This is a genomic window from Streptomyces crystallinus, assembly GCF_039521265.1.
Taxonomy (GTDB): Bacteria; Actinomycetota; Actinomycetes; order Streptomycetales; family Streptomycetaceae; genus Streptomyces; species Streptomyces crystallinus.
The window spans coordinates 101,309-128,134 of record NZ_BAAACA010000038.1 but is presented as its reverse complement, the minus strand read 5'-3'; the positions used below and the strand labels follow the sequence as shown (position 1 = coordinate 128,134).

At 72.3% G+C, this 26,826-nt stretch carries 16 protein-coding genes; 9 read left to right on the top strand and 7 right to left on the bottom strand.

What is annotated here, in order from left to right; translation table 11 throughout:
- Nucleotides 1-31: 31 nt before the first annotated feature.
- Both ABD236_RS26735 and ABD236_RS26730 read right to left on the bottom strand, forming a co-directional pair.
- Complete coding sequence (locus tag ABD236_RS26735) at nucleotides 32-391, bottom strand: hypothetical protein (RefSeq protein WP_344077754.1); 360 nt, start codon at nucleotides 389-391, stop codon at nucleotides 32-34.
- Nucleotides 392-396: 5 nt separating this feature from the next.
- The gene (locus ABD236_RS26730; RefSeq protein WP_344077752.1) at nucleotides 397-714 is read right to left on the bottom strand and encodes a hypothetical protein; all 318 of its coding nucleotides are present in this window, start codon (nucleotides 712-714) and stop codon (nucleotides 397-399) included.
- Between the two features lie 301 nt (nucleotides 715-1,015).
- Between ABD236_RS26730 and ABD236_RS26725 the strand changes: the two genes are divergently transcribed.
- Both ABD236_RS26725 and ABD236_RS26720 read left to right on the top strand, forming a co-directional pair.
- A complete protein-coding gene (locus tag ABD236_RS26725) occupies nucleotides 1,016-1,795 on the top strand; it encodes a ParA family protein (protein WP_344077750.1) in 780 nt (259 codons plus the stop codon).
- Entirely contained in the window at nucleotides 1,792-2,391 is a 600-nt protein-coding gene (locus ABD236_RS26720) for a ParB family protein (protein WP_344077748.1), read from the top strand. Before ABD236_RS26725 ends, ABD236_RS26720 begins: the two co-directional genes overlap by 4 nt.
- A 472-nt stretch (nucleotides 2,392-2,863) precedes the next feature.
- Here the strand turns inward: ABD236_RS26720 and ABD236_RS26715 are convergent, their stop codons facing one another.
- Nucleotides 2,864-4,585: an FG-GAP-like repeat-containing protein gene (locus ABD236_RS26715; protein ID WP_344077746.1), complete on the bottom strand. Its 1,722-nt coding sequence runs from the start codon at nucleotides 4,583-4,585 to the stop codon at nucleotides 2,864-2,866.
- Nucleotides 4,586-5,035: 450 nt separating this feature from the next.
- Here ABD236_RS26715 and ABD236_RS26710 point away from each other — a divergent pair, with 450 nt between their 5' ends.
- The 7 genes from ABD236_RS26710 to ABD236_RS26680 all read left to right on the top strand — a co-directional run bounded on the left by ABD236_RS26710 (nucleotide 5,036) and on the right by ABD236_RS26680 (nucleotide 12,710).
- Nucleotides 5,036-5,578, top strand: coding sequence for a hypothetical protein (locus tag ABD236_RS26710; RefSeq protein WP_344077744.1), 543 nt, complete (start codon nucleotides 5,036-5,038; stop codon nucleotides 5,576-5,578).
- 415 nt (nucleotides 5,579-5,993) lie between these two features.
- The gene (locus tag ABD236_RS26705; RefSeq protein ID WP_344077742.1) at nucleotides 5,994-6,266 is read left to right on the top strand and encodes a hypothetical protein; all 273 of its coding nucleotides are present in this window, start codon (nucleotides 5,994-5,996) and stop codon (nucleotides 6,264-6,266) included.
- Between the two features lie 393 nt (nucleotides 6,267-6,659).
- Nucleotides 6,660-7,694 carry a hypothetical protein gene (locus tag ABD236_RS26700; RefSeq protein ID WP_344077740.1) on the top strand — a complete coding sequence of 345 codons (1,035 nt, stop codon included), beginning with the start codon at nucleotides 6,660-6,662 and terminating at the stop codon, nucleotides 7,692-7,694.
- Nucleotides 7,695-7,696: 2 nt separating this feature from the next.
- Nucleotides 7,697-8,977, top strand: a complete 1,281-nt coding sequence (locus tag ABD236_RS26695; protein WP_344077738.1) for an ATP-grasp domain-containing protein — start codon at nucleotides 7,697-7,699, stop codon at nucleotides 8,975-8,977.
- 66 nt (nucleotides 8,978-9,043) lie between these two features.
- Nucleotides 9,044-10,093, top strand: a complete 1,050-nt coding sequence (gntD, locus tag ABD236_RS26690) for a guanitoxin biosynthesis L-enduracididine beta-hydroxylase GntD (RefSeq protein ID WP_344077736.1) — start codon at nucleotides 9,044-9,046, stop codon at nucleotides 10,091-10,093.
- A 113-nt stretch (nucleotides 10,094-10,206) separates the two neighbouring features.
- Nucleotides 10,207-11,463, top strand: coding sequence for an ATP-grasp domain-containing protein (locus tag ABD236_RS26685; RefSeq protein ID WP_344077734.1), 1,257 nt, complete (start codon nucleotides 10,207-10,209; stop codon nucleotides 11,461-11,463).
- The gene (locus ABD236_RS26680) at nucleotides 11,460-12,710 is read left to right on the top strand and encodes an MFS transporter (RefSeq protein ID WP_344077732.1); all 1,251 of its coding nucleotides are present in this window, start codon (nucleotides 11,460-11,462) and stop codon (nucleotides 12,708-12,710) included. Before ABD236_RS26685 ends, ABD236_RS26680 begins: the two co-directional genes overlap by 4 nt.
- Before the next feature lie 68 nt (nucleotides 12,711-12,778).
- On the opposite strand, the gene ABD236_RS26675 is transcribed toward ABD236_RS26680, so the two are convergent.
- From ABD236_RS26675 to ABD236_RS26660, 4 genes are read right to left on the bottom strand one after another with little or no spacing between them, the layout of a single operon-like run.
- Complete coding sequence (locus ABD236_RS26675) at nucleotides 12,779-14,053, bottom strand: cytochrome P450 (protein ID WP_344077730.1); 1,275 nt, start codon at nucleotides 14,051-14,053, stop codon at nucleotides 12,779-12,781.
- 13 nt (nucleotides 14,054-14,066) lie between these two features.
- Nucleotides 14,067-17,897: an amino acid adenylation domain-containing protein gene (locus ABD236_RS26670; protein ID WP_344077728.1), complete on the bottom strand. Its 3,831-nt coding sequence runs from the start codon at nucleotides 17,895-17,897 to the stop codon at nucleotides 14,067-14,069.
- Complete coding sequence (locus ABD236_RS26665; protein ID WP_344077726.1) at nucleotides 17,894-25,711, bottom strand: amino acid adenylation domain-containing protein; 7,818 nt, start codon at nucleotides 25,709-25,711, stop codon at nucleotides 17,894-17,896. The genes ABD236_RS26670 and ABD236_RS26665 overlap by 4 nt, the downstream gene beginning before the upstream one ends.
- Entirely contained in the window at nucleotides 25,708-26,775 is a 1,068-nt protein-coding gene (locus ABD236_RS26660; protein ID WP_344077724.1) for a MupA/Atu3671 family FMN-dependent luciferase-like monooxygenase, read from the bottom strand. The genes ABD236_RS26665 and ABD236_RS26660 overlap by 4 nt, the downstream gene beginning before the upstream one ends.
- Nucleotides 26,776-26,826 lie beyond the last annotated feature (51 nt).

Genomic DNA, 26,826 nt, shown 5'->3' with positions numbered 1-26,826 from the left:
GGGCAGTGGGGGCCTGCTGGAGGGGGCGCGGTCAGTACTGCTCGCGCCGGCGGATGTCTGGTAGCGACATGTCGGCGGTGACGGCCGGTGCGGAGCGCTGCCGTGGGGCCCGGACTTCGTTCCACAGCGTGCGCAGCAGGGCGAGCACCCCGTGCTCGTAGGTGATGTGGCGGCAGATCTGCCGGGTCAGGAAGATCACGGCGAGCATTCCGTAGGCGATGGGCCAGATCCCGAGGACCCCGAGCTGGATTTCCAGGCCCAGCAGCAGCGCGGTCAGGAAGGCGCCGACGCCGTAGGCCTGGTATCGAGCCCGCCAGGGGAGGCGAGTGCCGGGCGGCCCGAGGAACACGTTGTCGACCGCGTACACCTCGTCGTCCGTGTGCATCTGCATGGCGGTCAGGCCTTCTTCGTGACGCCGAGAAGGCTCAGGAGCCAGTCGCCGATGCCGCCCGCGTCCGTACCGGTGCCCAAGCTCACGAAGAGCAGGCCGAAGATGGCGATCGCGCCGGTGACCAGGGCGCCGGACCAGTCCTTCGACTTGCCGCGGAAGATGATGACGGCGCCCACGGTCAGCAGCCCGAGGTTGATCACGTTGTTCTGGATCCAGCTGGTGAGACCGGTCGTGGATATCGCGGGGCCGTCCCCGCCCTTGGGGTCGGCGGCCACGGCGGCGGACGAGGTGCACAGGATCACGGCTGCGGTGGAGAGCGCCACGAGGGCGGCTCGCCGGCCGGCCCGCCGGAGGCAGCGGTAAGGGGAGGGCGTCGGTGGGCGAGAGATCGTTCGCATGGGGGGGCCTCTCAGTGCGCGGGCATGCGGTCCATCAAGTCACGTGTGACTAGCGGAATATGAGCGCGCCCCACGATAGGCCGTCCACCCCCGTCCAGGGAGCCAAAAGACGGATCCCAACTGACGCAGGCACAGCAGGTATTGGGGGCCGTACTCTTGTTACGTGTAACTTCCAGGGGGGAGAGACACGCGGGGAGAGAGCGAGTCGGCGGGCATGTGGGTGGGAGTGGGGAAGGGCAAGGGCGGTGCCGGCTGCACTGTCGGAGCCCTGGAGCTTGCGTACGCGGCAACGCGTCGCACGCGGGCGGGCCGGCCCCGCAGGGTCGGTTACATCGACCTGGACCCCCAGGGCAACGCGACGGACGTCCTGGAGCCGGCGAGCCGCGCGGTCGGGATCAAGGACGTGCTCGCACCGACCGATCCGGTCCCGCTGGCGCAGGCTTTCGTGGCGACTTCCTGGCCGAACGTGTCTGTGGCGCCGGCGGACCGCTTCCTGGCCAACCGGGAGATGGACATGACGGCGGAGGGCCTGACCGTGCTACGCCGGGCGCGGTTGTCCGGTGAGATGGACAACCAGTTCGACGACATCGTCATCGATCTGCCCCGGCATCTGGGGAGGCTTTCCACCGCGGGCCTTCTCGGCATCGAGCACCTGTTCATCACGGCTCGCCCGACGCTGTGGGGGGCCCAGGGGGCCGAAGAGATGAGGTACACCGCCCAGCGCATCTCCTACAGGGGGAACCCCGAGCTGATGACTTCAGGTTTCATTGTCTCGGGGTACGAACCCGGCGAGGATTCCGACCGAATTGTCGGTGAAATGAGAAAGCGCTTCGGAAGGCTGCTTCTCTCTCCTCCGGTGCCGCGGCGGGAGAAGGTCCCCGAGGCGATCGAGAGCTATCACACCCCGTGCAGAGAGTACGGCGACAGCGCCCTTGTCGCCGTTGCCAACGCCTATCAGTCCTTCTACGACCGAACTCTGGCTCTGCACTCGGGGGAAGAGCGATGAATCACGACCGGATGACGCGCCCCGGGACCGGCCGCCCGCGACGGGAGCCCGCAGGTATCCGCCCGCGCATCGAGCCCGACCCCGTCGATGCCGTCCTCGGCACCGCCCCCGCCACGCCACCGACGGCATCGAATCCGGCGTCCGGCGTCACACCGGACAGCCACGGCATCGCGGCACCCGCCGCACACCCGCTGCCCGGCGGCACGGCACCGGGAGCGGGTGACATGGCACCGGTCCAGTCCTCCGGCCCTGTGGCGCCTCCGGCCGAGGCGGTCAGGTCGACCTCGTTCTCCATTCCGCCGAGCCTGGTCGCCCGGGTCCGCTCCGCTCAGTGGCATACCCAGACACAGCCCGACGGCCACCACAACGTCTCCGAACTGGTACGGCGGGTCCTGGAGGCCGAGGCCGAGCGCCTGGAGCAGCGGTACAACCACGGCCTTCCCTTCCCGCTGGTGCAAGGCCGTCTGCGGACCGGGCCGAGCCCCGAGGGAGCGGTCCGCGGAGCCAGGATCCGCGCCCAGAAACGGGCTGAGGAAACTCCGCCGCAGCAGCCACGCCGGCCCCGTCTGAAGGCGAAGGACGGCGACGACCAGTGACCGGTCCACGCGGCGAGGCGGTCCCGAGCCACCATCGCGCCCACGTCAGTGAGCCCAAGGCACCGCCGGGCCAAAGCCCGGAGCGGGTTGATGTCCTCTCTGGAAAGATCGGCGCTGTCGGGACGATCGCGCGACAGTTGGGGGCGCCGTCGGCGATAGTCGTCTCCTGCGCGATGCCGCCCCGGCTCGGGTCATGGGGACCGCGGCACAGTGCCGGGGCGGAAGTGCGGGCGCAGCCCACGATGGCCTCGTTCCAGGAGAACCGGCTCGGGCTCGAAGCACGCCGTGAACGACGTGCCTGCCAGAACTCGTCGGCCCCGGGTACCAGGGGTGCGCGGCACCAATAGCGCGGTGAAGACGAAACAGCTGCCGCCCCCCTCGCTGGTGGCTCCAGTACCCCACCGCCCCGCACCCTGGGGTCGCCTGGATGCGGGACACTTGCGCGTACGCTGCCGGCCTTCCGAGCCCGGACTCAGTAGAGGTCGCGGTAGGTGTTCCAGCCGTCGCCCAGCTTCACGCGGGACTGGAAACCGCCGTAACCGTTGGAGGTGTAGCGGAACAACTCACCGCGCGAGTTGGTGGCGAGCAGGTCCGCCCGGCCGTCGCCGTTGAGGTCGCCGGGGGCGGCGATGTTCTTGAACTGCTGCCAGCCGGGGCCGACGTACACCCGGGACTTGAACGGCGAGGTGGAGATGCCCGTGCCCGGGTAGAGGTACAGCTTGCCGTCACCGGTGCGCGCGACGATGTCGGCGAGCCCGTCCCCGGTCAGGTCACCGGCGCCCACGACCTTGTCGTACGCGCCCCAGCCACCGCCCACCTTCAAACGGGAGGCGAAACCGGTGCCCGCCCCGTTTCCACGCTGGAGCCACAGCGTGCCCAAGCCGTCGCGGGCCAGGAGGTCGCCCTCGCCGTCGCTGTTGAGGTCGCCGGGGCCGAGGACCAGGTTGTAGCCGCCCCAGCCGCCGCTGACCGCGGTGCCCTCGTTGTAGAGCCAGTTCTGAGCGATCTCCAGCAGTTCCGGCTGGCCGTTGGCGTCCAGCGAGGAGGCATACCGGATGTCCGCTCCCGCCCAGCCTCCGGTGTCGCTCGCCTTGCTGCGGCTGCTCAACTGGCCGTTGTTCAACGCGTAGTAGTAGTACAGCGTGCCCTGGCTGTCGCGGCCCAGGATCTCGCTCTTGCCGACGGTCGGATTGGCGCTCGCCGACGCGTACGAGGACACGACGTTCCAGCCCGTGCCCCACCGCTCGCGGGTGTTGAAGTTGCCTCTACCGTTCGCGTAATAGAGGTAGACGGTGCCGTCCGTGGCGCGGGCGAAGAGGTCCGCGTACCCGTCACCGTTGGCGTCGTCGATGCTGAACAGCTGGTTGTACGTGTTCCAGCCACCGCCGAGGCGGACCCGGCTCTTGAGCGGGGCCGAGGCGCTGCCGCTGCCGGCGTAGAAGTACAGGTCACCACCTGGTGTGCGGGCCAGGACATCAGCGATGCCATCCCCGTTGACGTCGTTTGCGCCGAGCAGCTGGTCGTACGCCTGCCAGCCGCCGCCCACCTTGATCCTGCCGGCGAACGGGTCGCCGGAGGAGGCGCCGTTGCCCGGGTAGAGGTACAGGTCTCCGCCCGGGGTGCGGGCCAGCAGGTCGGCCTTGCCGTCACCGGTGACATCGCCGGGGGCGACGAGCTTGCTGTACGCGTTCCAGCCACCACTCGACCAGCCGGCGTAGCCGGGAGAGGTGGTGGTCGCGTCGGGATAGAGGCTGAGGGTGCCGGACGAGGACAGGGTCAGCAGGTCGGAATGCCCATCGCCGGTGAGGTCGCCCGGGGGGACAACGTCCTTGAGCCACTCGTTCTCCCGGTAGGGGAACTTGTACTCGACGTCGTCCACGCCGCTCTTGAACACCCGCAGCCACCACTTGCCGTTGGGCGTGCGGTGGAGAAGTTCGGAGTATCCGTTACCGTCCAGGTCGAAGCGCGGCTTGGCCGCAGCTGCGGCCGCCGCGCCGGTCAAGCGGTGGGCAGTGCCGCTCCGCAGCGTTCCCGAGGGTTTGGCGGGCTGCGGCTCGACGAACGACGTCGCCGCGTGCGGCGAGGTCGGAGCCTGATGGCCGGTGGCTGTCCCGGCCGCGAGCATGCCCGCTGACAGAGCGAGAGCGGTGCAGGCCGCGAGGCGGCCGGTGCGCTGGGTGCGCGTGGAAGACAAGATTCCCCCCAGTGAAGGTGTGAGTGAGCCGGACGGGTCCGCAACGACCGCCCAGGAGATGAGCAGCGCGGAGGCGGTTGCCGCGTTCCGCGTTGACCTGTCCAGTGGAGCGCGCGCCGGACGCGTGCCCGTGGCCGCTGCCATCCAGTTGTCCGGGAGGGCGCGCCCGATGCGAGGGCGCCCCCGCACCAGGTGAATGCGTGTGAGGCGCGGCCCTGCTGATCAACCTAGGTATGGGGAGGTGCCGCTGCCAGTGCATCTGTGCACCATCACAGGCATACGATGCTTCGGTTGTGCTCAATTCGCTGTATCTGCCGCTCATGAATGCACCGTGCGGTCCGGACCGGCTTGCCCTTGTGCACCACGACGCTTCGGGCTGCCCCGCGCGCAGGGGACCAGAGGCCTCGCGAACCACACGCGCATGACGTGGCTGCCGCATACGGTCAGAGCATGACCATAGTCAGTGGTGTCGTCAGCATCGCGTACTCACACTTTTACGTCAGCGAGCATGCCGAGCCCGGCTTCGAGCAAGCTGCGAACGAACCGGACTTCTGGACCGATGAGCCCGTGATCCTCACACCCGGCCAGCTCACCATCGTCAGCAACGTTCAGTCCCACGACGCCTGGGTGACGCTCATACTGTCCGATGAGGAGCCCGCCCAGCAGTCGGAAGAGTGGCAACTGCTCGGCTCGTGGGCCTATGCGCCCGTGTACGGGGGACGGATGGGTCTCTCCGGCCCCACCACCGGCCCCGCCCGGCCCGCCATGGACTGGCTCTCAGGAGAGCAGGGTGGGCGTCTTTCGCTGCTCCTCGATCCCTCCACGGTCTATACGGTCCGGGTCTATGCCAGAGGCCGCCAGGATTCCAGGGCCCGGCACCAAAAGGCCATGGATCGTGAACAGTGGGGCGCGCACGAGGGTTTCGAGGACTACGTGGTCGTGTTCACCCCCGCCGGGCGGCAAGCGAAGCCACAGCCATGTACTGCGGGGTAAATCCAGCGGAATTGCCCGGCCTCTGCCGATATCCTTCCGGTCTAGACCTCGCGGGGGAGGGATCCGCAAGGCCGACGGGGGCGGCGCGTGTTCACGTCGGTTGGCGTATGCGGGTGGCGGCCGCCGCGTGGCGATGCTGGTTTCGTCACGCCCTTCCATCGTTCGGAGCTCCCTGTGAGGAGACCCTTCCGCGGTCGGCGCGTGCTCGCCCGTGTCGCCCCGGTGGTGACGGCCGTGGCCCTCGCCGCCACGGCCGCAGGTACGGCCGTCGCTGACAGCCCGGGGGCGTCGCGTTCGGTGAAGAACAGCGTGCTGGGCGCCGCCGCCGGGGCCCTCGAGCCGACGCCCGCCGCGCCGTTCTACTTCCTGTCGGGGATCCTCCCGTCGGGGCATCGGGGCCCGCGACAAGCAGGGCGTGCTGTGGCTGTACAAGGGCACCGGCGACCTGCGCAAGCCGTTCGCGGCTCGGGCCCGTGTCGGCGGCGGCTGGAACCAGTTCAACAAGCTGGTGGGCACCGGGGACGTCGGCGGCGACGGCCACAGCGACCTCGTCGCCCGTGACACCAAGGGCGACCTGCGCCTGGGACTCTGGTTCCCTGGGTCCCCGAGGCCCCCAAAACCCTTCCCCTTTCCCCGAACGGTTTTGGCCAGTAACCCTCCGGTAATCCGTCGCGACCCCGCCCGGTAATCAGCCGGTAATTACCCGAGATCCGCCACCTTTTTCGCCCAACCCCGCGCCCAGGAAGGCTTTCTGATGGCCAGTCAGATACCGCCAATTAAACGCCACCCCAAGTGATCCTCGTCTCCTTGACCCCCACCGGAACGCCCCCCTACAGTTCATTTCGATCTTGATCGATAAGGGCAAACACCAAAGACAACACCGCAGCACAACTTCTTCAACATTGAAGGAACGTGCCACCTGCATCGACCTGCAGGGTGAGGGATGTTCAACGTGACGTTCACGGCTTGGGCCCGCCACATGGGCTGTCTGCGTATCGCAAAAGCCGCGTGAGCGTCAACAGCAAGGAGAAACAATATGGCCGGGCTCCTCGATACCATCACGAAGACACAGAAGCCGCGGGTGCACAAGTACACCCGGGAACTTCTGGAGCGGGCAGAGCGCGAGTACGGTGAGGACTCCGGGCCCTACCGGGGGATTTACAACCAGTACTTCCGTATGCCGTCCACCATGCCCAGTATCGGGCAGAGCACCCGGCATTTCGACGCGCTCATGCACGACGACTTCCCGGAGGGGCTCGAGCGGCTCTATCGGCGTGTCGTCGTCATCGACATGCTCTCCGCCTGTGCCAGTGAGTGCGTGTTCTGTGTGCGCGGTCTGTACAACCCGCACACCCTGGGCAAGGACCAGATGACCGCCATCGGGGAGTATCTGAAGAAGGACGCGTATCTGCGCGAGATCCTCATCACCGGTGGCGACCCGCTGATCTCCCCGCGCAAGCTGGACCAGCTGCTGACCACCGTCGCCGAGTACGCCCCGAACATCACCACCGTACGTATGGGAAGCCGTCTTCCCGTGCAGAATCCGACGGCGTTCACCGCAGACACGTACGCCGTGTTCGAGAAGTTCGCCGACCGGTTCCACTTCGACATCTCGTTGCAGATCAACCACTGGTACGAGCTCCAGCCGGAAGCCGTCGACGTGCTCCAGAAGCTCCAGGACCTCGGGGCCCGGCTCTACAGCCAGAACGTGCTGCTGAAGGGCGTCAACGACGACATCGAGACGCTGATCGAGCTCTACGACCGGCAGCGGACCCTGCGGTTCATCCCGCACTACCTCTTCCACGCCGTTCCGATGGTCGGCACCGACGAGTTCCGTACCAGCGTGCACCGCGGTCTCGAACTCGCCCGCGAGCTGAGCACCAGTGGATTCCTCAGCGGTCTGGCCAAGCCGAAGTACACGGTGATGACCGACATCGGGAAGGTCACCCTCTACGACGGCACCATTCTGGGCAAGAACGGGCACGAGCTCACCCTGCGGACCTCCTACCGCCTCGAGGACCGGCTGCGCTGGAACCCCGGTTACCAGCTGCCCGCCAGCGCCACCCCCAATGAGCACGGCACCCTCGACGTCGTCTACATCGACGGCGAGGACTGAGAATGAGCGAGAAGCAGAGGGTCGTTTTCTACTTCTTCGACTCCGCCTCCTCCATACGCGCCTTCGGGCGGCTGGAATTCCCCAAGGAACGTCAGGCGTTGGGGCTCACCACCGTCTGTATCACCTCGGACGATGTTGTCGGCGTCGATTTCTCCAGCGACGCCTTCGACCATCTCTTCGTTCTGCCCGCGCAGCCCAGCCCGTACGACCCCGGCTGTATCGACGTCGTCGCCGCCGCGGAGTGTGTGACGCGGGTGTGCGGGCCGGACTTCGACCGGAATTCCGTCACCGTCGTCTCCTGCGGCGAATACACACCGCTGGCCGCCGCGCAGGTCTGCGAGAAGCTGGGTATTCCCGGGGCCTCGGTGAGCGAGGCCAACGGGTTCCGCGACAAGCTGGCGATGAAGCACGCCGTCGCCTCCGCCGTCACCGTCCCGAAGAACGTCCCCTTCGACCGGGAGCGGTTCCGCCGCGAGCCCGAGGCGTATCTGGACGTGCTCCTGGGCGAGCTGGGGCATCCGTTCATCATCAAGCCGACGAACATGGCCAGCAGCTCGGGCGTGCGCAAGGTGCACACCAGCGCCAGCGCTGCCGATGTGCGGGCGGCTCTGGAGGCCAACCAAGGCCCGTTCGAGGCCGAGGAGTTCATCAGCGGCGAGCAGTACCACTGCGAGACGCTCTACCACGAGGGCCGCAGGATCGCCTCGTTCGTGTCGCGCTTCAACTCCAGCATGCTCGACATGATGAGCGGCCGTACGGTGGGGTCGTTGCCGGTGCCGCCCGCCGACCCGGTCGGCCGCGAGGTCGCCGAGTGCGCGCACCGGGCGTCGGTGGCGCTCGGGGTGCACAGCGGTGTCACCCACACCGAGGCCATGGTCCGCCCGGACGGCAGTGTCGTCTTCATCGAGACCGCCAACCGAGCGCCCGGCGGCGACGTGGTCGGCCGCTACGTCGAGGCGTTCGGCGTCGACATCCTGGAGGTCGACCAGCGCATCAAGTCGGGTGTCCCCTACGAGCTCGACCCCGTCGAGCGCGGCCGGTACTCGTTCTGGGCGTACGTTCCCAAGCCCGACGGCGTCATCGCCGAGCTGCGGCTGCCGGAGCTGTCCGGCGCCGTCGAGGTGAAGTGGTTCGTCGAGGTGGGCGAGAAGACCTCGCGCAGCACCAGCTTCGAGGAGCCGGCCGGTCTGCTGCTCGTGACGGGCGACGACTACGCGCGGGTGTCCGCCGACTTCGCGGCGGTCCTCGACTTCCCGTTCATCACCGTGCGCTCCGACAGCTAGCGGCGCGGCAAGCCCCTTTGGCGACCCCGCACCGCGCAGCCACCCGCACTTTCCCTGAGGTACACCATGAGCAACACGGCAACCCCGTCCCTTGATCACCCGATTGACCACCCGCGGGACAGCGTCCACCCGCAGGACGGCGACGACCAGTACTCCGGGCTGCACATCCTGGACCTGAGCGAGCAGGACGCCCGCGCCGCCCACGCCCTCGCCGTGGAGTGCGTCCAGGAGTTCAAGTCCGCCGACGACCCCCGCTTCCTCGACCGGGCGCCGGTCATCGCCCACCGGCTGCCGCTCGCCGTGCGCGAGCACCTCAACAGCGCCCGCCGCGACGAGCGCACCCGGGCCACGATGATCCGCGGCAACGTCATCGACCAGAGCGCGCTCGGCGCCACCCCCGCCCACTGGAGCGAGGCCAACACCGAGCCCAGCCAGGCCTACGGCGCTCTGCTGGCGCTGTACGCGTCGCTGCTCGGCGACGTCATCGGCTGGGCCACCCAGCAGTCGGGCCGCCTGGTCACCGACGTCCTGCCCAGCAAGGGCTACGAGCACAGCCTGATCTCCGCCTCCAGCGAGCTGGAGCTGGGCTGGCACACCGAGGACGCCTTCTCGCCGCACCGCGCCGACTGGGTGGGCCTGTTCTCGCTGCGCAACTCGGCCGAGGTGCCCACCACCCTCTCGTACGTGGACACCCACCTCGTGCCCGCCGACATCGCCAAGGTGCTGTCCGAGCCGCGCTTCGTCGCGCTGCCCGACGCCTCGCACGAGATCGACGCCGCCGCCGCGCCGATGGCGCCGGTCGCCGTCCTGGACGGCCACCGCGACCGGCCCGTGCTGCGCATCGACCGCGACTTCTTCCAGGCGCAGGAGGGCGACCCCGAGGCCGCCGAGGCGTTCGCGTGGATCGTCGCGCACCTCGACGCCAACCTCGCCGACGTCCTCATCGGCACCGGGGACGTCTGCTTCGTCGACAACCGCAACGTGGTGCACGGCCGCCGCCCCTTCCGGGCCGGCTTCGACGGCAACGACCGCTGGCTCAAGCGCGTCAACGTCGTCCGCGACCTGCGCCGCACCCGCCCGGGGCGCACCGACGACGCCACCCGCGTCATCGGCTGACCCAGCCCCCGCCCCCGGCCGCGCCTCCCGCCCGCGCACCCCGTGCCTGCCACGGGTGCGCGGGCCGCGCCCGGCCCCCTCTCCTTCCCCACCACGCACCGAGGAACCCCGCCATGACCGCTGTGACCACCGACCGCCAACCGCACTCCGTGCCCGCCGACCGCCCGGTCGTCCTGCTGGTGGAGAGCCGCCGCGCCACCTTCACCGAGAACGTCCTGAGCCGCGACGACGTCACGGTGGTCCTGCTGCGCTTCGACTCGATCGCGCTCACCCAGGAGTACAAGGACCGCACCGCCGCCGTCCCCACCTTCACCCTGGACACCTCCGCCCCGCTGGAGCGCGAGGCCGAGCGCTACCTCCAGTGGGTGGCGCAGACCGGTCTCGTACCGACGTACTTCTGCAACCCCAACGAGGCCCTCCAGGCCGACGCGCAGAAGTTCGCGGAGCTGGCCGGTCTTCCGCACCTCTCGCAGGAGCAGGTGGCCTGGGTCCGCAACAAGATGACCATGAAGGACCGGTACGCCGAGCTGGGCATCTCCCACCCCGCCTACCGCCCGGTCAAGACGCTCGCCGACGTCGAGTCGTTCGCCCAGGCGCACGGCTGGCCGGTCATCCTCAAGCCCATCGACTCCGACTCCTGCATCAACACCTACCGCATCGACTCCGCCGAGGGCCTCGCCGACATCCCGGCCCTCGACCCGCAACTGCACTGGATGGTCGAGCAGTTCATCCGGGGCCGCGAGTTCCAGCTGTGCGCGGTCATCGCCCGGGGCAAGGTCGTGGACGCCTATCTGTCCAAGAACCCGGCGCCGATCCTGGAGGTCCTGGACGGCGCGATCAACGCCAACATCACGTACGCGCCCAGCGAGGTGCTGGAGGTCGACGCCAAGGCGCTGGCCCAGCAGCTCACCGACGGCCTCGCCATCCCGTACGGCTATCTGCACGGCGAGTTCTTCCTCACCGACGACGGCGAGTTCTACATGAGCGAGGTCGCCGCCCGCCTGTCGGGCTGCGAGGTTCCCATGAACCACGGTCTCGCGTACGGCTTCGACTTCCTCAACGTCGTCCTGGACACCTACCTGGACCGGGTGCCCGAGCCCACGTACACCCAGGACCGCGCGGTCGGCGACCTGCTGCTGCCCACCCGGCCCGGCAGGCTGGTGGCCATCAGCACCGAGGAGGAGCTGCGTAAGCTTCCCGGTGTGATCGGCGCCCATCTCACCGCGCGGCCGGGCGATGTCCTCGACCCGCCGCGCGCCTCGCACGCCAGCACCGGATACGTCCACGTCGAGGGCGCCACCGCCGACGAGGTGGAGCAGCGCATGCAGGCGATCCTCGACCACTTCGTCCTGGAGGTGGAAGCGGCGTGAGCCCGGCAACGCCCGACCAGAGCGCGCCCGGCTACCGGGAGCTGCTGCGGCCCCCCGGGGTTCCCCGGCTCTTCGCCGGGTCGCTGATCGGGCGCGTCTCCTTCGGCATGATGCCGGTCGGAGTCGTCCTGTACGTCCAGCAGGCCACGGACTCGTTCTCCGTCGCCGGTATCGCGATGGCCGCCTACTCCATCGCCAACGTGCTGACCGGGCCGCTGCGCTCCTGGGTGTCGGTGCGGCTGGGGCACAGTGCGGCGCTGCTCGCGCTGTCGGTGCTGAGCGGTGCGGCGCTGCTGCTCCTGGTGCCGGTCGGGGAGAGCGGCGCCCCCTCCTGGCTGCTGACCGTGCTGCTGGCGCTCGCCGGGTGCAGTGTGCCGCCGTTCGGGGCGCTGATGCGGGTCGGCTGGTCGCGCAAACTGCCCGAGGAGTGGGTCTCGCGGGCCTTCGGGCTCGACTCGGTCGTCGAGGAGTCGACGCTGATCGTCGGCCCGCTGATCGCGGCGGGCGCGGTGGCCCTGTCGGGCGCGGGGCTCGCCGTGCTGGTCAGCGGCGCCGTGTGCGTCCTGGGCGGACTCCTGATGGCGTCCGCCGCCGAGCGCGGGCGCCTGGAGGCGGACCGGGACGACACGGGCGGCGGCGGGCACATCTGGCGGGTCGCCCGCGAGATGCGCTGGCTCCTGGTGGTCTTCGTGGGCGTGGGCTTCACGCTGGGCGCCGTGGAGGTGGTGATCCCGGGCTTCGCCACCGAGACCGGCCACACCTCGCTGTCCGGCGGGCTGTTCGCCACCCTCGCCCTGGGCAGCGCGTTCGCCGCGCTCGTCTACGGCCGCCGGACCTGGAAGGCGAGCGCCACACGCAGGCTGATGGTGCTCAGCCTGCTGCTCGCCGCGGGCGCCGCCCTGATGGCCACCGCCAACGGCCTGGCCCTGGCGCTGCCGCTGCTCGTCCTGGTGGGCATCGCGATGGGGCCCGCCGTCATGACGGCCTATCTGCTCGCCGACAACCTGACGGTGGGCGCCGCCGCCAAGACCCACGGGGCGATCCTGGCCAGCGTGGCGTGCAACGGCGGCGCGGGCGTGGGCGCCGCCGTGGCGGGGGTGGCCGTCGCCGGGCTCGGCGTCAGCCAGGCCTTCCTCCTCTGCGGCCTCGTCACCGCGGCGGCCACCGGCCTCGGCCTGCTGCTCCTGCGCAGCGGCGGGGCGGCCGAGGAGCGGGCCGTACGGGTGCCCGTCGGCGCCGCCGAGTAGCCGACAGCCCCCTGTGACAGCGGCTGTCCGCCCACCTTCCCGGTGGGCGGACAGCCGCTGTCGCGTCGTCACCGGGGCCGCCAGGTGAGCGGCAGCGTGCCCAGGCCCCCCAGGAAGTTGGAGTACAGGCGCTGCCCCGGCCCCGCCGGCGCCATCTCGCCCACCCGCTCCCGCAGGTCCTCCAGCACCGCGCCGATCTCCGCCCGCGCCAGGAACGCCCCCAGGCAGAAGTGCGTACCGTACGCGAAGGACAGGTGCCGGTTGGGGGTGCGGTCCAGGCGGAACACGTCCGGCTCGTCGAAGGCATCCTCGTCCCGGTTGGCGGAGGCGTTCCACAGCGTCACCACCTCCCCCGCCCTGATCTCCCGGCCGTGCAGTGTCAGGTCCTGCCCGGCGGTGCGGCCCGCGTGCAGCGTCGGCGTGGTCCAGCGCAGCACCTCCTCGACCGCCGGCCCGGTGGCGATGTCACCGGCCTGGTACGCGGCCCACTGCGCGGGGTTCTCCAGGAGCGCGGCCACTCCCCCGACCAGGGCGAGGCGGGTGGTCTCGTCGCCGCCCAGGATCAGGCTGTAGCAGTTGAGGATCACCTCCTCGTCGCTCAGGGGCGCGCCCTGGACCCGTATCCGGGTGAGGAGGCTGACGATGTCGTCCTGCGGATCATTGCGGCGCCGGGCGGCGAGGTCGCAGAAGTACAGCAGGATCTCGCCCCGCGAGACCCAGGAGTCCTGGCGCAGCCCGTGTTCGCTGTGCGAGCCGAGCGCCGACGACGTCATGGCGAGCAGCCGCTGCCGGTCGCTGGGCGGTACGTCCAGCAGGTCGCAGATCGCCCGCAGCGGCAGCTGCCCCGCCACGTCCCGGGCGAAGTCGCACGCACCCCGCTCCAGGAACTCGGTGACGAGCTCGCGCGAGGCCGCCCGGATGCTGTCGACCACCCCCGCGAGCGCCCGGGGCGAGAACGCCTTCATCAGCGCGCCGCGCAGCTCCGCGTGGCGCGCCCCGTCGGTGGTCGGCAGCATGAGCCCGGCCGCCGAGTCCCCGCCGCCCAGCAGGGTGTCCAGGACGTTGCCGCGGTCCGAGCGGAAGCGCTCCGCGTCCCGGTAGGCGGCGGCCACGTCCTCGTACCGGGTCAGCGCCCAGAAGCCGGGCCGCTCACCCCGGGGCGGCTGCCAGTGGACCGGGTCGTGGGTACGCAGGCGCCGCCACACGGGCGCGAGGTCCTCGCGCGCGTGCAGGGCGGGGTCGGCGAGGTCGATGGCGCTGATGTCACCGATGTCGCTGATGTCACCGATGCCGTCGATTCCGTCGATGCCGTCGATGCCGTCGACGGCCTGGAGTTGGGGCATGTCCGCTCTTCTCTCAGTGTCCGGTGAGGCGCTCGGACAGCACGCCGCAGATCGCGGCGAGCGGTGCGGGCTCCACCATGGCGTAGTGGCCGCAGTCGACGTCGTGGCCGGTGAACCCCCCGCCGCCGTACGCCTTCCACTCCTCGGGGACGGCGGTGGGCGCGTCGGCCGCCGCCCGGAAGTGGACGACGTCGATGTCCGCGCCGACCGGGGGCGCGGCCCGCAGCACCTCCACCGCCGTCCGGGCCGTCAGGCGCACTCCCTCCACGGCCCGCTCGCCCAGGGCAGCGATCTGCTCGGACGGTGTGCCGTCGGCCGCGAACCCGACCCCTGCCAGGACGTGGCCCAACATGGCCTCCGAGCCCGGCAGCGCGCCCGGGTCCGGTGGGTAGGAGTCCAGCAGCGCCACGAACTCGACGCGCTCACCCGCCTCTACGAGGTGGGCCGCCACCGCGAAGGCGAGGTTGCCGCCGACCGACCAGCCCAGCAGCCGGTAGGGGCCCTCCGGCTGTACCGCCCGCATCTGCTCGGCGTAGAGGCGTACGAGATCGGCGGCCTTCGGCACTGCGCCCTCCGGCGCGCCGACGCCGGGCGACTGGAGTCCGTAGAGCGGGACTTCGGGGTCGAGGTGGGGCAGCAGCCGTGCGTAGGGCCAGGACAGGCCGCTGGCCGCGTGCACGCAGAACAGGGGGCGCGCGCTGCCCCCGCGCCGCAGCGGCAGCAGCACGTCGAGGCCACTGCCCTGGCCGTCGTCCTCCGCCAGGCGGGCCGCGAGGGCCGCCGGGGTGGGCGCCTCGAACAGGGTGCGGATGGACAGCTCGGCGCCCAGCGCCGTGCGGATACGGCTCACCAGGCGGGTGGCGAGCAGCGAGTGGCCGCCCAGGTCGAAGAAGCCGTCGTCGACACCGACCCGCGCCACGCCGAGCACCTCGGCGAACAGCGTGCACAGCACCTCCTCGCGGGCGCTGCCCGGCGCCCGGCCCGCGTGCGCGTACACCGGGGCGGGCAGCGCCGCGCGGTCCAGCTTGCCGTTGGGCATCAGCGGGAAGCGGGGCAGCTGGACGACGGTGGCGGGCACCATGTACTCGGGCAGGCTCGCGCCGACGAAGCGCCGCAGCCCGGCCGCGTCCAGGACGGTGTCCGGCCCGTGGGCCACCGCGTAGGCGACCAGCCGGCGGTCGCCCGCCCGGTCCTCGCGGACCACGGCGACGGCTTGCGCGATGTGCTCGTGCCGCAGCAGGGCGGCCTCCACCTCGCCGAGTTCGATCCGGAAGCCGCGGATCTTCACCTGGTCGTCGAACCGGCCGAGGTATTCGAGCTGTCCGTCGGCGCGCCGGCGGACCCGGTCGCCGGTGCGGTACATCCGCTCCCCCGGCGCCCCGAACGGGCAGGCCACGAACCGCTCGGCGGTCAGGCCCGGCCGGTTGAGGTAGCCGCGCGAGACGCCCGCCCCGGCGATGTACAGCTCGCCCGCGAGACCCGCCGGGACCGGCCGCAGCCGCTGGTCGAGCACGTACGCACGGGAGTTGGGCACCGGGCGGCCGATGGGCACCTCACCGGTGTCCGGCCCGTCCGAGCTGCGCCACCAGGTCGCGTACGTCGTCGCCTCGGTGGGGCCGTAGATGTTGGTGACGACGCAGCCGGGAATGCGTTCCCTCAGCTCGTCGACCAGGGCGCGCGGGACCGCCTCGCCGCCGAGCACCACATGCCGCGCCGACAGCCGCGTACCCCCACTGGCCAGGACACTCGCCACCGCTGAGGGGACACCGCTGAGCAGGCTGCCCTCCCAGGAGTCGCGCTCCAGGACCGAGAAGAGGTCGCCGACGAGTTCTAGGTGGCCGCCCAGCGCCAGCGTGGTGACGATCTCGAAGACGGAGACGTCGAAGCTGAGCGAGGTGGAGGCGAGGATGTCCGCCATGCCGTCGGCGCCGAAGTGGTCCTCCACCGTGGCCACGAAGTTGACGGCGTTGGCGTGCTCGACGACGACGCCCTTGGGCACTCCGGTGGAGCCGGAGGTGTAGATGACGTAGGCGGGGTGGCGCGGCAGCAGCGGCCCGGTCCGCTCGGTGGCGCTCAGGTCGCCGTCGGGCAGCCCGGCGGTGTGCGCGCGCACGGACGCCTCGTCGACGGCGAGGCGGTGGGTGCCCGGCGGCAGCGGCGGCGCGGCGTCCGCGCAGACGACCGCGATACGCGGGCGGGCGTCGTCCAGCATGTGCGCGATGCGCTCCGCCGGGTAGCGCACGTCCACGGGCACATAGGCGGCGCCCGTCTTCAGTACGGCGAGCAGCGCGATCACCATGTCGGTGCCACGGGGCAGGGCCAGGGCCACCAGGGTGTCCGGCCCCGCGCCGTGCTCGATGAGCAGGCGCGCCAACTGGTTGGCGCGCCGGTGGAGTTCCCCGTACGTGAGAGTGGTGCCGTCGTGCGTCACCGCCGGGGCGTCAGGGGTGCGGGCGGCCCGGGCCTCGAGCACCTCGGGCAGCGTCGCGGACTCCACCGTACGGCCGGTGTCGTTCCACTCCTCCAGGATCCGCCGCCGCTCCTCGGCGGTCAGGACGGACACGTCGGCCGCCGTCCGACCCGGATCGGCGGCGATCGCCTCCAGCATCCGTACGAACCAGTCGGCGAGGCGCTCGGCCTGCTCGCGGTCGAACACGTCGGGCCGGTGGTCGAGGCGGATGCCCAGTCCGGCGCCCGGGGTGCAGATCAGCGACAGCGGGTAGTGGGTGGCGTCGAAGCCGCCGACCCCGGCCAGCCGCGCCTCGCCCAGGGCGCGTTCCGCGCCGACGGGGTAGTTCTCGAACGCCGTCGTGGTGTCGAAGAGGGCGCCGAGGCCGGTCCGGCCCTGGATCTCGGTGAGGCCCAGATGATGGTGCTCGAACAGGTCGAGCTGCTGGTCCTGGACGCGCCGCAGGACATCGGCCAGCGAGTCCCCCGGCTCCAGCCGCACCCGGGCGGGCAGCGTGTTGATGGTCAGCCCCACCAGCTGCTCGACGTCCTCGAAGTCCACGGCCCGGCCCGAGACCGTCATGCCGAACAGCACGTCGTCGCGGCCGGTGAGCTGGCGCAGGACGAGCCCCCAGGCCACCTGGACCACCGTGTTGAGCGTGACCTCGCAGCCCCGGGCGCGCTCGGCGAGCCGTACGCTCAGGTCGGCGGACAGCGTCCGCAGCACCCGCTCGGGCACCACGGCGCCCCGCTCGGCCTCCGGCGCCACCAGGGTGGGCGCCTCGATACCGGCCAGCGCCTCGTCCCACGCCTCACGGGCCTCGTCGAGGTCGGCGCCGGCGAGCCAGTCGAGGTAGGCGCTGTAGGAGGGGGCCGGGAACAGCTCCGCCTCGCGCGACCCGTACAGCTGGAACAGCTCGTCCATCAGGAGCGAGGTGGACCAGCCGTCGAGAATGATGTGATGGTTCGTCAGCGCGAACCGCCAGCGGTCCTCCGCGAGCCGGACCAGCAGGAAGCGGACCAGCGGCGGGCGGGCGACGTCGAAGCGGCGGGCGCGCTCCTCGCGCACGACGCGCTCGGCCTCGGCCCCCCGCGCCGCCGCGTCCGTACCGCTCAGGTCCACCACCCGCCAGTCGAGCGGCGCCCGCTCGGCCACGAACCGGACCGGCTCGCCCGAGGCGTCGGTGGCGAAGCCGGAGCGCAGGCTGTCGTGGCGGTCCAGCAGCGCGGCGCAGGCCTCGCGCAGCGCGTCGGGCCGCAGCGGGCCCTCGAAGTCGAGGGTCAGCTGGGTGGTGTAGATGTCCTGCCCCTCCGCGTCGAACGCGGTGTGGAAGAACAGTCCCTGCTGGAGCGGCGTCGGCCTGGTCGTCGCCCGCTCCTGGTGTGCGGCGCTCATGCCGTCTCTCCCTCTTCTCGCGTTTCTTGCGCGCGTACGGCTTCTTGTGCGCGTACGGCCATGGCGTCCAAGGCCGCGAACCACCCCTCGGCCAGCTCCTCCACCTGCTCGGGGGCGAGCAGGCCGGTCGGATAGGCCCAGGTGACGTGGAGTTCGGGGCCGTCGTCCTGGTTCAGGGCGACCGCGGAGACCTCCAGGAGGTGCGTCTGCGGCATCTCGGGGTCGCCGCCGCCGTCGACGGCCCCGGCCTCCGGGGCCAGTCCCCACTCGGCGCCGTCCGAGCGGTCGAACCGGCCGAGGTAGTTGAACATCACCTGGGCGCGCGGCAGCCCGGCCAGGACCGGCGCGGTTTCCGGGTTGAGGTAGCGCAGCAGGCCGTAGCCGAGACCCTTGTCGGGCATGGCGGCCAGCTGCTCCTCGACCCGGCGAAGCCCGTGGTCGGTGTCGTCCGCGCGCCCGTCGAGGCGGACCGGGAACATGCTGGTGAACCAGCCGACGGTGGAGGAGAGGTCCAGCCCCTCGGCGATCTCCTCGCGGCCGTGGCCCTCCACGTCGACCAGGAACGGCCTGTCCGCTGTGGGCCAGTGCTCCGCCCGCCAGCGCGCGGCCGCCTCGCCCAGCGCGGTGAGCAGCACCGCGTTGATCCCGGCGCCCAGCGCTGCCGGGACCCGCGTCAGCAGGTGCTCGGTGCGGTCGGCGGGCAGGACGCGGGTGACCGTCGCCTGCGTACGCAGGACATCCCGCTGCGGTACGAGCGCGACGCCTTCCACCAAGTCGTGGGCGCCCTCGATCAATCCGGTCCACAGGGGGAGTTCGCCGGTGCGGTCGAGCGCGTTCTTCGCCAGCCGGGCACCCCACTCCGCGAAGGAGACGGCGTGCGGGCTGTCGGCGGCGGGCTCCTGCCCACCCGGCTCGGCCGCCGTCCGCAGGTCGTGGAGCAGGATCCGCCAGGAGACGCCGTCGACGACCAGGTGGTTGACCATCAGGAGCAGTCGCCCGAGGCGCTCGTCGCCCGCATCGAACCACACGGCCTGGAGCATGGCGCCGCGCCCGGGGGCGAGCCGCCGCCGCGCCGCGTCGGCCTCCGTACGTACGAGCCCGGGCAGCTCCGAGTCGTCGCGGTCCTCGACGTCCACCCGCAGCAGCTGGTCGGCCGCGCGGACCGTGCCGCGCGGCAGGACCTCGAACCGCCAGTCGGCGCCGCCCCGCTCCAGCCGCGTGCGCAGGGCGTCGTGCCGGTCGAGCAGACTCTGGAGCGCCGCCGTGAGGCGTTCGGGGCGCAGCCCGGCCGGGGTGCGCAGGAGGACGGACTGGTGGAACCCGTCCACCGGGCCGCCCCGGTCGCGCTGCCACTGGGTGATGGGGGTGAGGGTGACCGGTTCGGCGCCGGTGGTGCTCGGGGGCGCGGGAGTCACCGGTTCGCCGCTGGTTGCGCTCGTGCTACCGGTGGCCGTCGTGGGCGCGAGAGTCACCGGTCCGCCAGCGTCGGCGCCCGTACCGTCCGTGGCCGCCGTGGGCGTGCTCGCCTTCGGCGCGCGCTCGCGGGCGTGCCGGGCCAGTTCGGCGACGGTCTTGTGGCGGAAGACGTCCCGGGCGGAGATCCCCAGACCGCGCGCACGGGCCCGCGACACCAGCCGGATCGAGACGATGCTGTCGCCCCCGAGGTCGAAGAAGCTGTCGTCGACGCCCACCCGGGGCAGCCCCAGCAGGTCGGCGAACAGCTCGCACAGCACCTTCTCGGCGGGCGTGCTCGCCTCCCGGGCCGTGGTGGCGGCCGCGAAGTCGGGGGCCGGCAGCGCCTTGCGGTCCACCTTGCCGTTCGCGGTCAGCGGCAGCCCGCCGGGCAGCGGCACCACGGTCGGCACCATGTAGTCGGGCAGCAGCCGCGCGGCCCGGTCGGCCAGCTCACCGGCGAGATGCGGCGCGGAGCCCGTCGGCACCACGTACGCGACCAGCCGCCGCTCGCCGGGCCGGTCCTCGCGTACGAGCACGGCCGTCCTGGTGACGGACGGGTGGCCGTCGAGGACCGCCTCGATCTCCCCGGGCTCGATACGGAAGCCACGGATCTTGACCTGCTCGTCGGCGCGCCCGGCGAAGTCGAGCTGCCCGAGAGGCGTCCAGCGCGCCAGGTCTCCGGTGCGGTACATCCGCTCGCCCGCGGCCCCGAAGGGGCAGGCCACGAACCGCTCGGCGGTCAGGCCCGGCCGGTGGAGATAGCCGCGCGCCACCCCCGCACCGGCCAGATACAGCTCGCCGGTGACCCCGATGGGCACCGGCCGCAGCCGTTCGTCCAGGACGTACGCCCGGGTGTTCGCCAACGGCCCGCCGATCGGCGGGCGTGGGGCACTGGTGGCGTCAATGCTCGCCGCCAGGGACCAGATCGTCGTCTCGGTGGGCCCGTACACGTTGGTGACCTGGGCGGCCTGCGCACTCAGCTGGGCCGCGAGCCCGGCGGGCAGGGCCTCGCCGCCGACCAGGACCCGCAGGCCGCGCAGCGCCGCGGGGGCGCTGTCGGCCAGCGGCGCCCACAGGGAGGGCGTCGCCTGCATCACCGTGACCGCGTGCCGCTCGATCAGCCGGGCGAGGGCGAACGGGTCCTTTGCCGCGTCCGTCTCCGCGATCACCACGCCGGCGCCGTGGCGCAGCGGCAGCAGCAGTTCGAGGTGGGCGATGTCGAAGGCGACGGTGGTCACCGCGAGCAGCCGGTCCTCGGGCGTCAGGGGCAGCCGCTCGCCCATGGCGTCCAGCAGGTTGGCCAGGTTGCCGTGGGTGACCGCGACGCCCTTCGGCCTGCCGGTGGAGCCCGAGGTGTAGCTCACGTACGCGAGGCCGTCGCCGGTGACGGTGCCGCCCCTCTCGTCCGCGCTCAGGTCGCCGTCCGGCAGCGCGGCCAGGGCGGCGGCGGTGTGCGGTTCGTCGGGGGCGAGCCAGTCGGCGGCGCCCACCGCCGCGCGGGTGGCCGTGTCGGAGAGCACCAGGACGGGGGCGGCGTCCGACAGGACCGACCGGAGGCGTTCTTCGGGGTGTCCGGGGTCGACGGGCAGATAGGCCGCCCCGGTCTTGTGGACGGCCAGCAGGGCCAGGGGCAGGTCGGCGGAGCGCCGCACGGCCACGGCGACCAGCTGTCCCGGCCCGGCCCCGTGCGCGAGCAGATGGCGTGCCAGCCGGTTGGCTCCGGCGTTCAGCTCGGCGTACGTGAGGGAGCGCTCGCCGCACACCACCGCGACCGCGTCGGGGGTCCGGGCCGCCTGCCGCTGGAAGGCGTGCGGCGCGAGCTCGCCCGCCGGGGCCGTGGGACCGGCGTGCCACTCCTCCATCAGCGCGCGCTCCTCCTGGGGCAGGAACCCCAGGTCGGCGATCGACTCGGTGGGAGCCGCGGCGGCCCGCGCCAGGAACGTCTCGAAGTGGCGGGCGAGGCGCTCGGCCGTGGCCCGGTCGAAGAGGTCCTCGGCGTAGACGAGCCGCCCGGTGAGGCCGTCCCCGCTCTCGCCCACGTCGAAGAGCAGGTCGAAGGGGGTCGAGGGATAGCGCACGTCGTGCAGCGCCTCGGTGCTCAGGCCCGGGAGCCCCGCCGTCGCCGTCGCGTTGTTCTGGAGGCTGAGCATGACCTGGAAGACGGGGTGCCGGGCCGCCGACCGCGTCGGGCTGACCGCGTCGGCGACCCGCTCGAAGGGCACGTCCTGGTGCTCCAGGGCGCGCAGGACGCGCGTCTTGACGCGGTCGACCAGCTCGGCGAAGGACGGGGCGCCGGAGGTGTCGGTGCGGATGACCACGGTGTTGAGGAAGCAGCCGACGAGGTCGTCCAGGGCCGCGTCCGCGCGCCCCGCGACAGGGCTGCCCACCGGGATGTCGCTGCCGGCGCCCCACCGGGTCAGCAGACCCGCGACCGCCGCCTGGAGCACCATGAACAGGCTCGCCCCCCGCCGCTGGGCCAGCTCGGTCAGCCGCCGGTGGTCCAGGGCGTCGAGGCGCACCTCCACGGACCCGGCCCGGTGCGACCCGGCGGCCGGGCGGGGCCGGTCGGCGGGCAGTGCCAGCTCCTCGGGCGCACCCGCCAACTCCTGCTCCCAGTAGGCGAGTTGTCCGGACGCTCGGCTGTCCGGGTCGGCCGGGTCGCCCAGCAGGTCGCGCTGCCAGAGCGTGAAGTCGGCGTACTGCACCGGCAGGGGCGCCCAGTGCGGAGCGTGTCCGGCCGTACGGGCCGCGTAGGCGGTGGCCAGGTCCCGCAGGAACGGGGCCGCCGACCAGCCGTCGAAGGCGATGTGGTGGAGGGTCACCACCAGGGCGTGGTCGGTGGGGCCTGCGGTGAGCAGGGCCGCCCGCAGCGGCAGGTCGCGGGCGAGGTCGAAGTCCCGGGCGGCGGCGGCCCGCACGGCGTGGGCGACGTCCCGCGGCGCGACCTCGCGCTCGGTCCACTCGACCTGTGCGTCGGCCGGGTCGAGGATCCGCTGGCGCGGCTGTCCGTCGGCTGCCGGGAAGAGGGTGCGCAGGCTCTCGTGGCGGGTCACCACGTCCTGGAGGGCGGCGCGCAGCGCGGCCCGGTCCAGGTCGCCGCGCAGCCGCAGCGCCGTGGTGATGCTCTGCGCCCCGCCATCGGCGGCGATCTCCCGCTGGAACCAGAACCGCAACTGCGAGGAGGACAGCGGCAGCACGGCGGGGCGCGGCCGGGCCGTCAGCGGCTGCTGCCCCGGCTCCGCCCACGTGAGCCCGGCGGCGAGGCGGGCCGGGGTGGGCGCCTCGAAGACGGTCCGCATGTCGATCTCCCGGCCCAGCAGCGCGCGCAGCCGGTTCACCAGCCGGATCGCCAGCAGGGAGTGGCCGCCCAGCGCGAAGAAGCTGTCGTCGACCCCGACGTGGGGCCGCCCCAGCACCTCCGCGAACACCTCGCACAGCTGCCGCTCCACGGGGGTGCGCGGCTCGCGCGCCGAGGCGGTAACGGCTTGGTCGGGGGCGGGCAGGGCGGCGACGTCCAGCTTCCCGTTGGCGGTCAGCGGCAGCCCGTCGGGCAGCAGCACCACGGCCGGCACCATGTAGTCCGGCAGCGCCTGTTCGGCCCGCGCCACCAGGTCCCGTACGAGCGTGGCGCTCGCCGCGTCCCGCGCGGGCACCACATAGGCGACCAGGCGGCGGTCGCCCGGCCGGTCCTCCCGTACGGTGACGGCCGCCTGGGACACGGCCGCGTCGGCGACGAGGGCGGCCTCGACCTCGCCGGGCTCGATGCGGAAGCCGCGCAGCTTCACCTGGTCGTCGGCCCGGCCCGCGAAGACCAGGTCGCCGTCCGCGCTCCACCGGGCGAGGTCGCCGGTGCGGTACATCCGCTCGCCGGGCGCGCCGAAGGGGTCGGCGACGAAGCGTCCGGCGGTCGGGCCGGGGTCGCGGAGGTAGCCCCGGGCCAGGCCCGCGCCCGCGATGTACAGCTCGCCGACGACTCCGGTGGGCACGGGCCGCAGCCGCTCGTCCAGGACGTACGCCCGGGTGTTGGCCATCGGCCGGCCGATCACCGGGCCGCCGTCGGCGCCCGCCTCGTAGCGGTGGCAGGTGGTGAAGGTGGTGTTCTCGGTCGGCCCGTAGGCGTTGGTCAGCGCCGTGCCGGGCGAGGCGGCCAGGAACTGCCGCACGGCAGCCGCCGAGGGGGCCTCGCCGCCGACCAGGACGTGTCGCAGCCCGGCGAGGGCGGGACTGCCCTCGGCGACCAGGGAGTTGAACAGGGACGCGGTGACGAAGGCGCTGGTGGGGCGGTGCTGGGCCACCGTCCGCTCCAGGGTGTCCGCCGCCGAGTCGGCGGGCGGGGCCACCACGACCGTGCCGCCGCCGAGCAGCGGCACCCACACCTCGAAGGTGGAGGCGTCGAAGGAGTGCGGCGCGTGCGCGAGGACCCGGGTGTGGCTGCCGTCGGCCCACAGGGGGTCGGCGGCGAGCGCCAGGATGTTGCGGTGGGTCACGGCGACGCCCTTGGGACGGCCGGTGGATCCCGAGGTGTACATCACGTACGCGGTGTCCGCGTCCGAGACGCGCGGCAGCTCGGGGGCCTGCGCCGCCGGTTCGGGCGCGGCGGCCGCCCGCACCACGGGCAGGGCCGCGCCCGCCAGTTCGGTGGCCCGCGCGTGGGACGGCTCGTCGGTGAGCACCAGGCAGGGGCGGGCCTCGTCCAGGACCGTGCGCAGGCGCCCGGCCGGGCTGCGCGGGTCCAGCGGCAGATAGGCGGCGCCGGACTTGAGGACGGCGAGGAGCGCGACGACCAGGTCGGCCGAGCGCTCCATGGCGACGGCCACCAGGGCGCCCGGGCCCGCGCCGTGCTGCCGCAGGAGGTGGGCGAGCCGGTCCGCCCGGTCGCCCAGCTGCCCGTACGTGAGGCGGTCGGTTCCGCAGACCGCCGCCGTGGCCTCGGGCGTGCGGGCGGCCTGCGCGGTGAAGGCGTCCGCCACCGAGCCGGTGGGGAGGGGGAAGTAGGGGCCGCTGCCCTGGTCGAGCAGGGCACGCCGCTCGTCGGGGGCCGCCAGGTCGAGCTGGGCGAGGGGCCGGGAGGGGTGCGCGGCGGCCTCGGTGAGCAGCCGCTCGTAGGACCGGGCGAGCCGTTCGGCGGTGGCCCGGTCGAACAGGTCCTGCGCGTAGACCAGGCGGCCCTCCAGGCCGTCGGCGCTCTCACTGAAGTCGAGGAGCAGGTCGAAGGAGATCGACCGGTCGCGGGGATCGCCCTCCAGCCGCACGTCCAGGCCCGGCAGCTCGGCGCGGGAGGTCGCGTTGTTCTGGAGCACCAGCATCGTCTGGAACAGCGGGTGGCGGCCCGCCGAGCGCGGCGGGTTGACGGCTTCGACGACCTGCTCGAAGGGCACGTCCTGGTGGTCGAGCGCCAGCAGCACCTGCGCCCGCACCCGCGCCACCAGCTCGTGGAACGACGGGTCGCCCGAGGTGTCCGAGCGGACCACCACGGTGTTGACGAAGCAGCCGATGAGGTCGTCGAGTTCCGCGTCGGTGCGGCCCGCGACGGGGCTGCCCACCGCGAGGTCCGACCCCGCGCCCCAGCGCGAGAGCAGCCCCGCAAGCGCCGCGTGGAGCTGCATGAACAGGCTCGCCCCCTGCTCCCGGGCGAGTGCGGCAAGCGCGCGGTGGACGCCGGCTTCCAGGCGTACGGGAACGGTGTCCGCGCGGTGCGAGGCGAGGGCGGGGCGGTCCCGGTCGGTGGGCAGCGCGGTCTGCGCGGGCAGGTCGGCCAGCCGCTCCCGCCAGTGCGCGAGCTGCTGCGCGAACAGGCTCTGCGGATCCTCGGGAGCGCCCAGCACCTCGCGCTGCCAGAGCGTGAAGTCGGCGTACTGCACGGGCAGTTCGTCCCACCCGGGCGCCCGGCCGGCGGCGCGCGCCGCGTACGCCGTGGACAGGTCCCGTACGAAGGGGGCCATGGACCAGCCGTCGAAGGCGATGTGGTGGACGGTGACCACCAGCGCGTGCTCATCGGCGCCCGCGGCGAGCAGCACGGCCCGCAGCGGCAGGTCCCGTGCCAGGTCGACATCGTGCTCCATGGCCGCGGCCACGGCCTCGTCGAGGTCCGCCGCCGCCACCTGGCGCACCGGCAGCCCGGCGCGCGCGGCCGCGGCCGCCGCGTCCAGGACCACCTGCCGCGGCTCGCCGTCGGCGGCCGGGAAGAGGGTGCGCAGACTCTCGTGGCGCCCCACCACGTCGTGCAGCGCCGACCGCAGCGCCGCCACCTCCAGCGGGCCGGACAGGCGCAGCACGAAGGAGGTGAGGGGCGACTCGCCCCGGGCGCCCAGCTCGCCCTGGAACCAGAACCGCAGCTGTGAGAACGACAGAGGGATCATGTGTTTCGGCCTCCCAGCCCGGCTGCGGACAGCTCGCGCAGCGTGTTCACATGGCGCAGCCCACCGAGCACACGGCCGGCGTCCACACCGAAGTCGATCAGGCAGGCGATCTCGTCGACGCCCGCGCCGCGCAGCCGCTCCACGGTCCCGGCGGCCTCGGCCACCGTGCCGAACAGGCCCCGCTCCTCGAAGTAGGAGTCGAAGGCCCGCTCGACGATGAAATCGACGTCCTCCGGGTCGAGCGCGTCGACGTCGAAGTCGGGGTCGGCGTCCTTGTACGACCGGGTGATCAGGTGGATCGAGCTGCGCAGATAGTCCTGGAGCGGCTCGCGCACCGCCTCGCGGGCCTGCTCGCGGGTGTCGGCGAGGAAGGTGTGCAGCATCAGCGCCACGTGCCCGTCCCAGCCGTCGTGTCTCTCGCGGGCGACCCGCCGGTATTCGGCGATCTTCGCGGCGAGTTCGGCGGTGTCCTGGTGCAGCAGATGGGTGAGCACCCCGGCGCGGGCGGTGGCGGCGGCCCGGAAGGTGTCCACCTCACCGGCGCTGGTCACCCACACCGGCAGTTCCTTCTGCACCGGCGGCGGGAAGACCCGTACGGCGGTGGTGCGGCCGGTGCCGTCCACCACGTCCAGTTCCTCGCCGCGCCACAGACCGCGCACCTGCCGCAGGCTCTCCATCATCACGCGCTTGCGGTCCGCGTACGGGGTGCCGCTGAGCGCGAAGTCGGTGGGGTGCCAGCCGGAGGCGAAGGACACGCCGACGCGGCCGCCGGAGAGGTTGTCGACCACCGACCACTCCTCCGCGATCCGCGCGGGGTGGTGCAGCGGCGCCACCACGCTCCCGGCCCGGATGGCGATGTTCTCGGTGGCGGTGGCCAGGGCGGCGCCGATCACCGCCGGGTTGGGGTAGAGCCCGCCGAAGGCGTGGAAGTGGCGCTCGGGGGTCCACACGGCGCGAAAACCGTGCCGGTCGGCGAACCGGGCGCCTTCGAGGAGCAGGTCGTAGCGTCCCGATCCGCCGTCGGCGGTGCTGTCGTCAGCAAAGTAGAAGAGACTGAAATCCATGGAGCACTCTCGTCGTTCGTGATCGGTCGCGGTGATCGGTCGCGGGGGTCG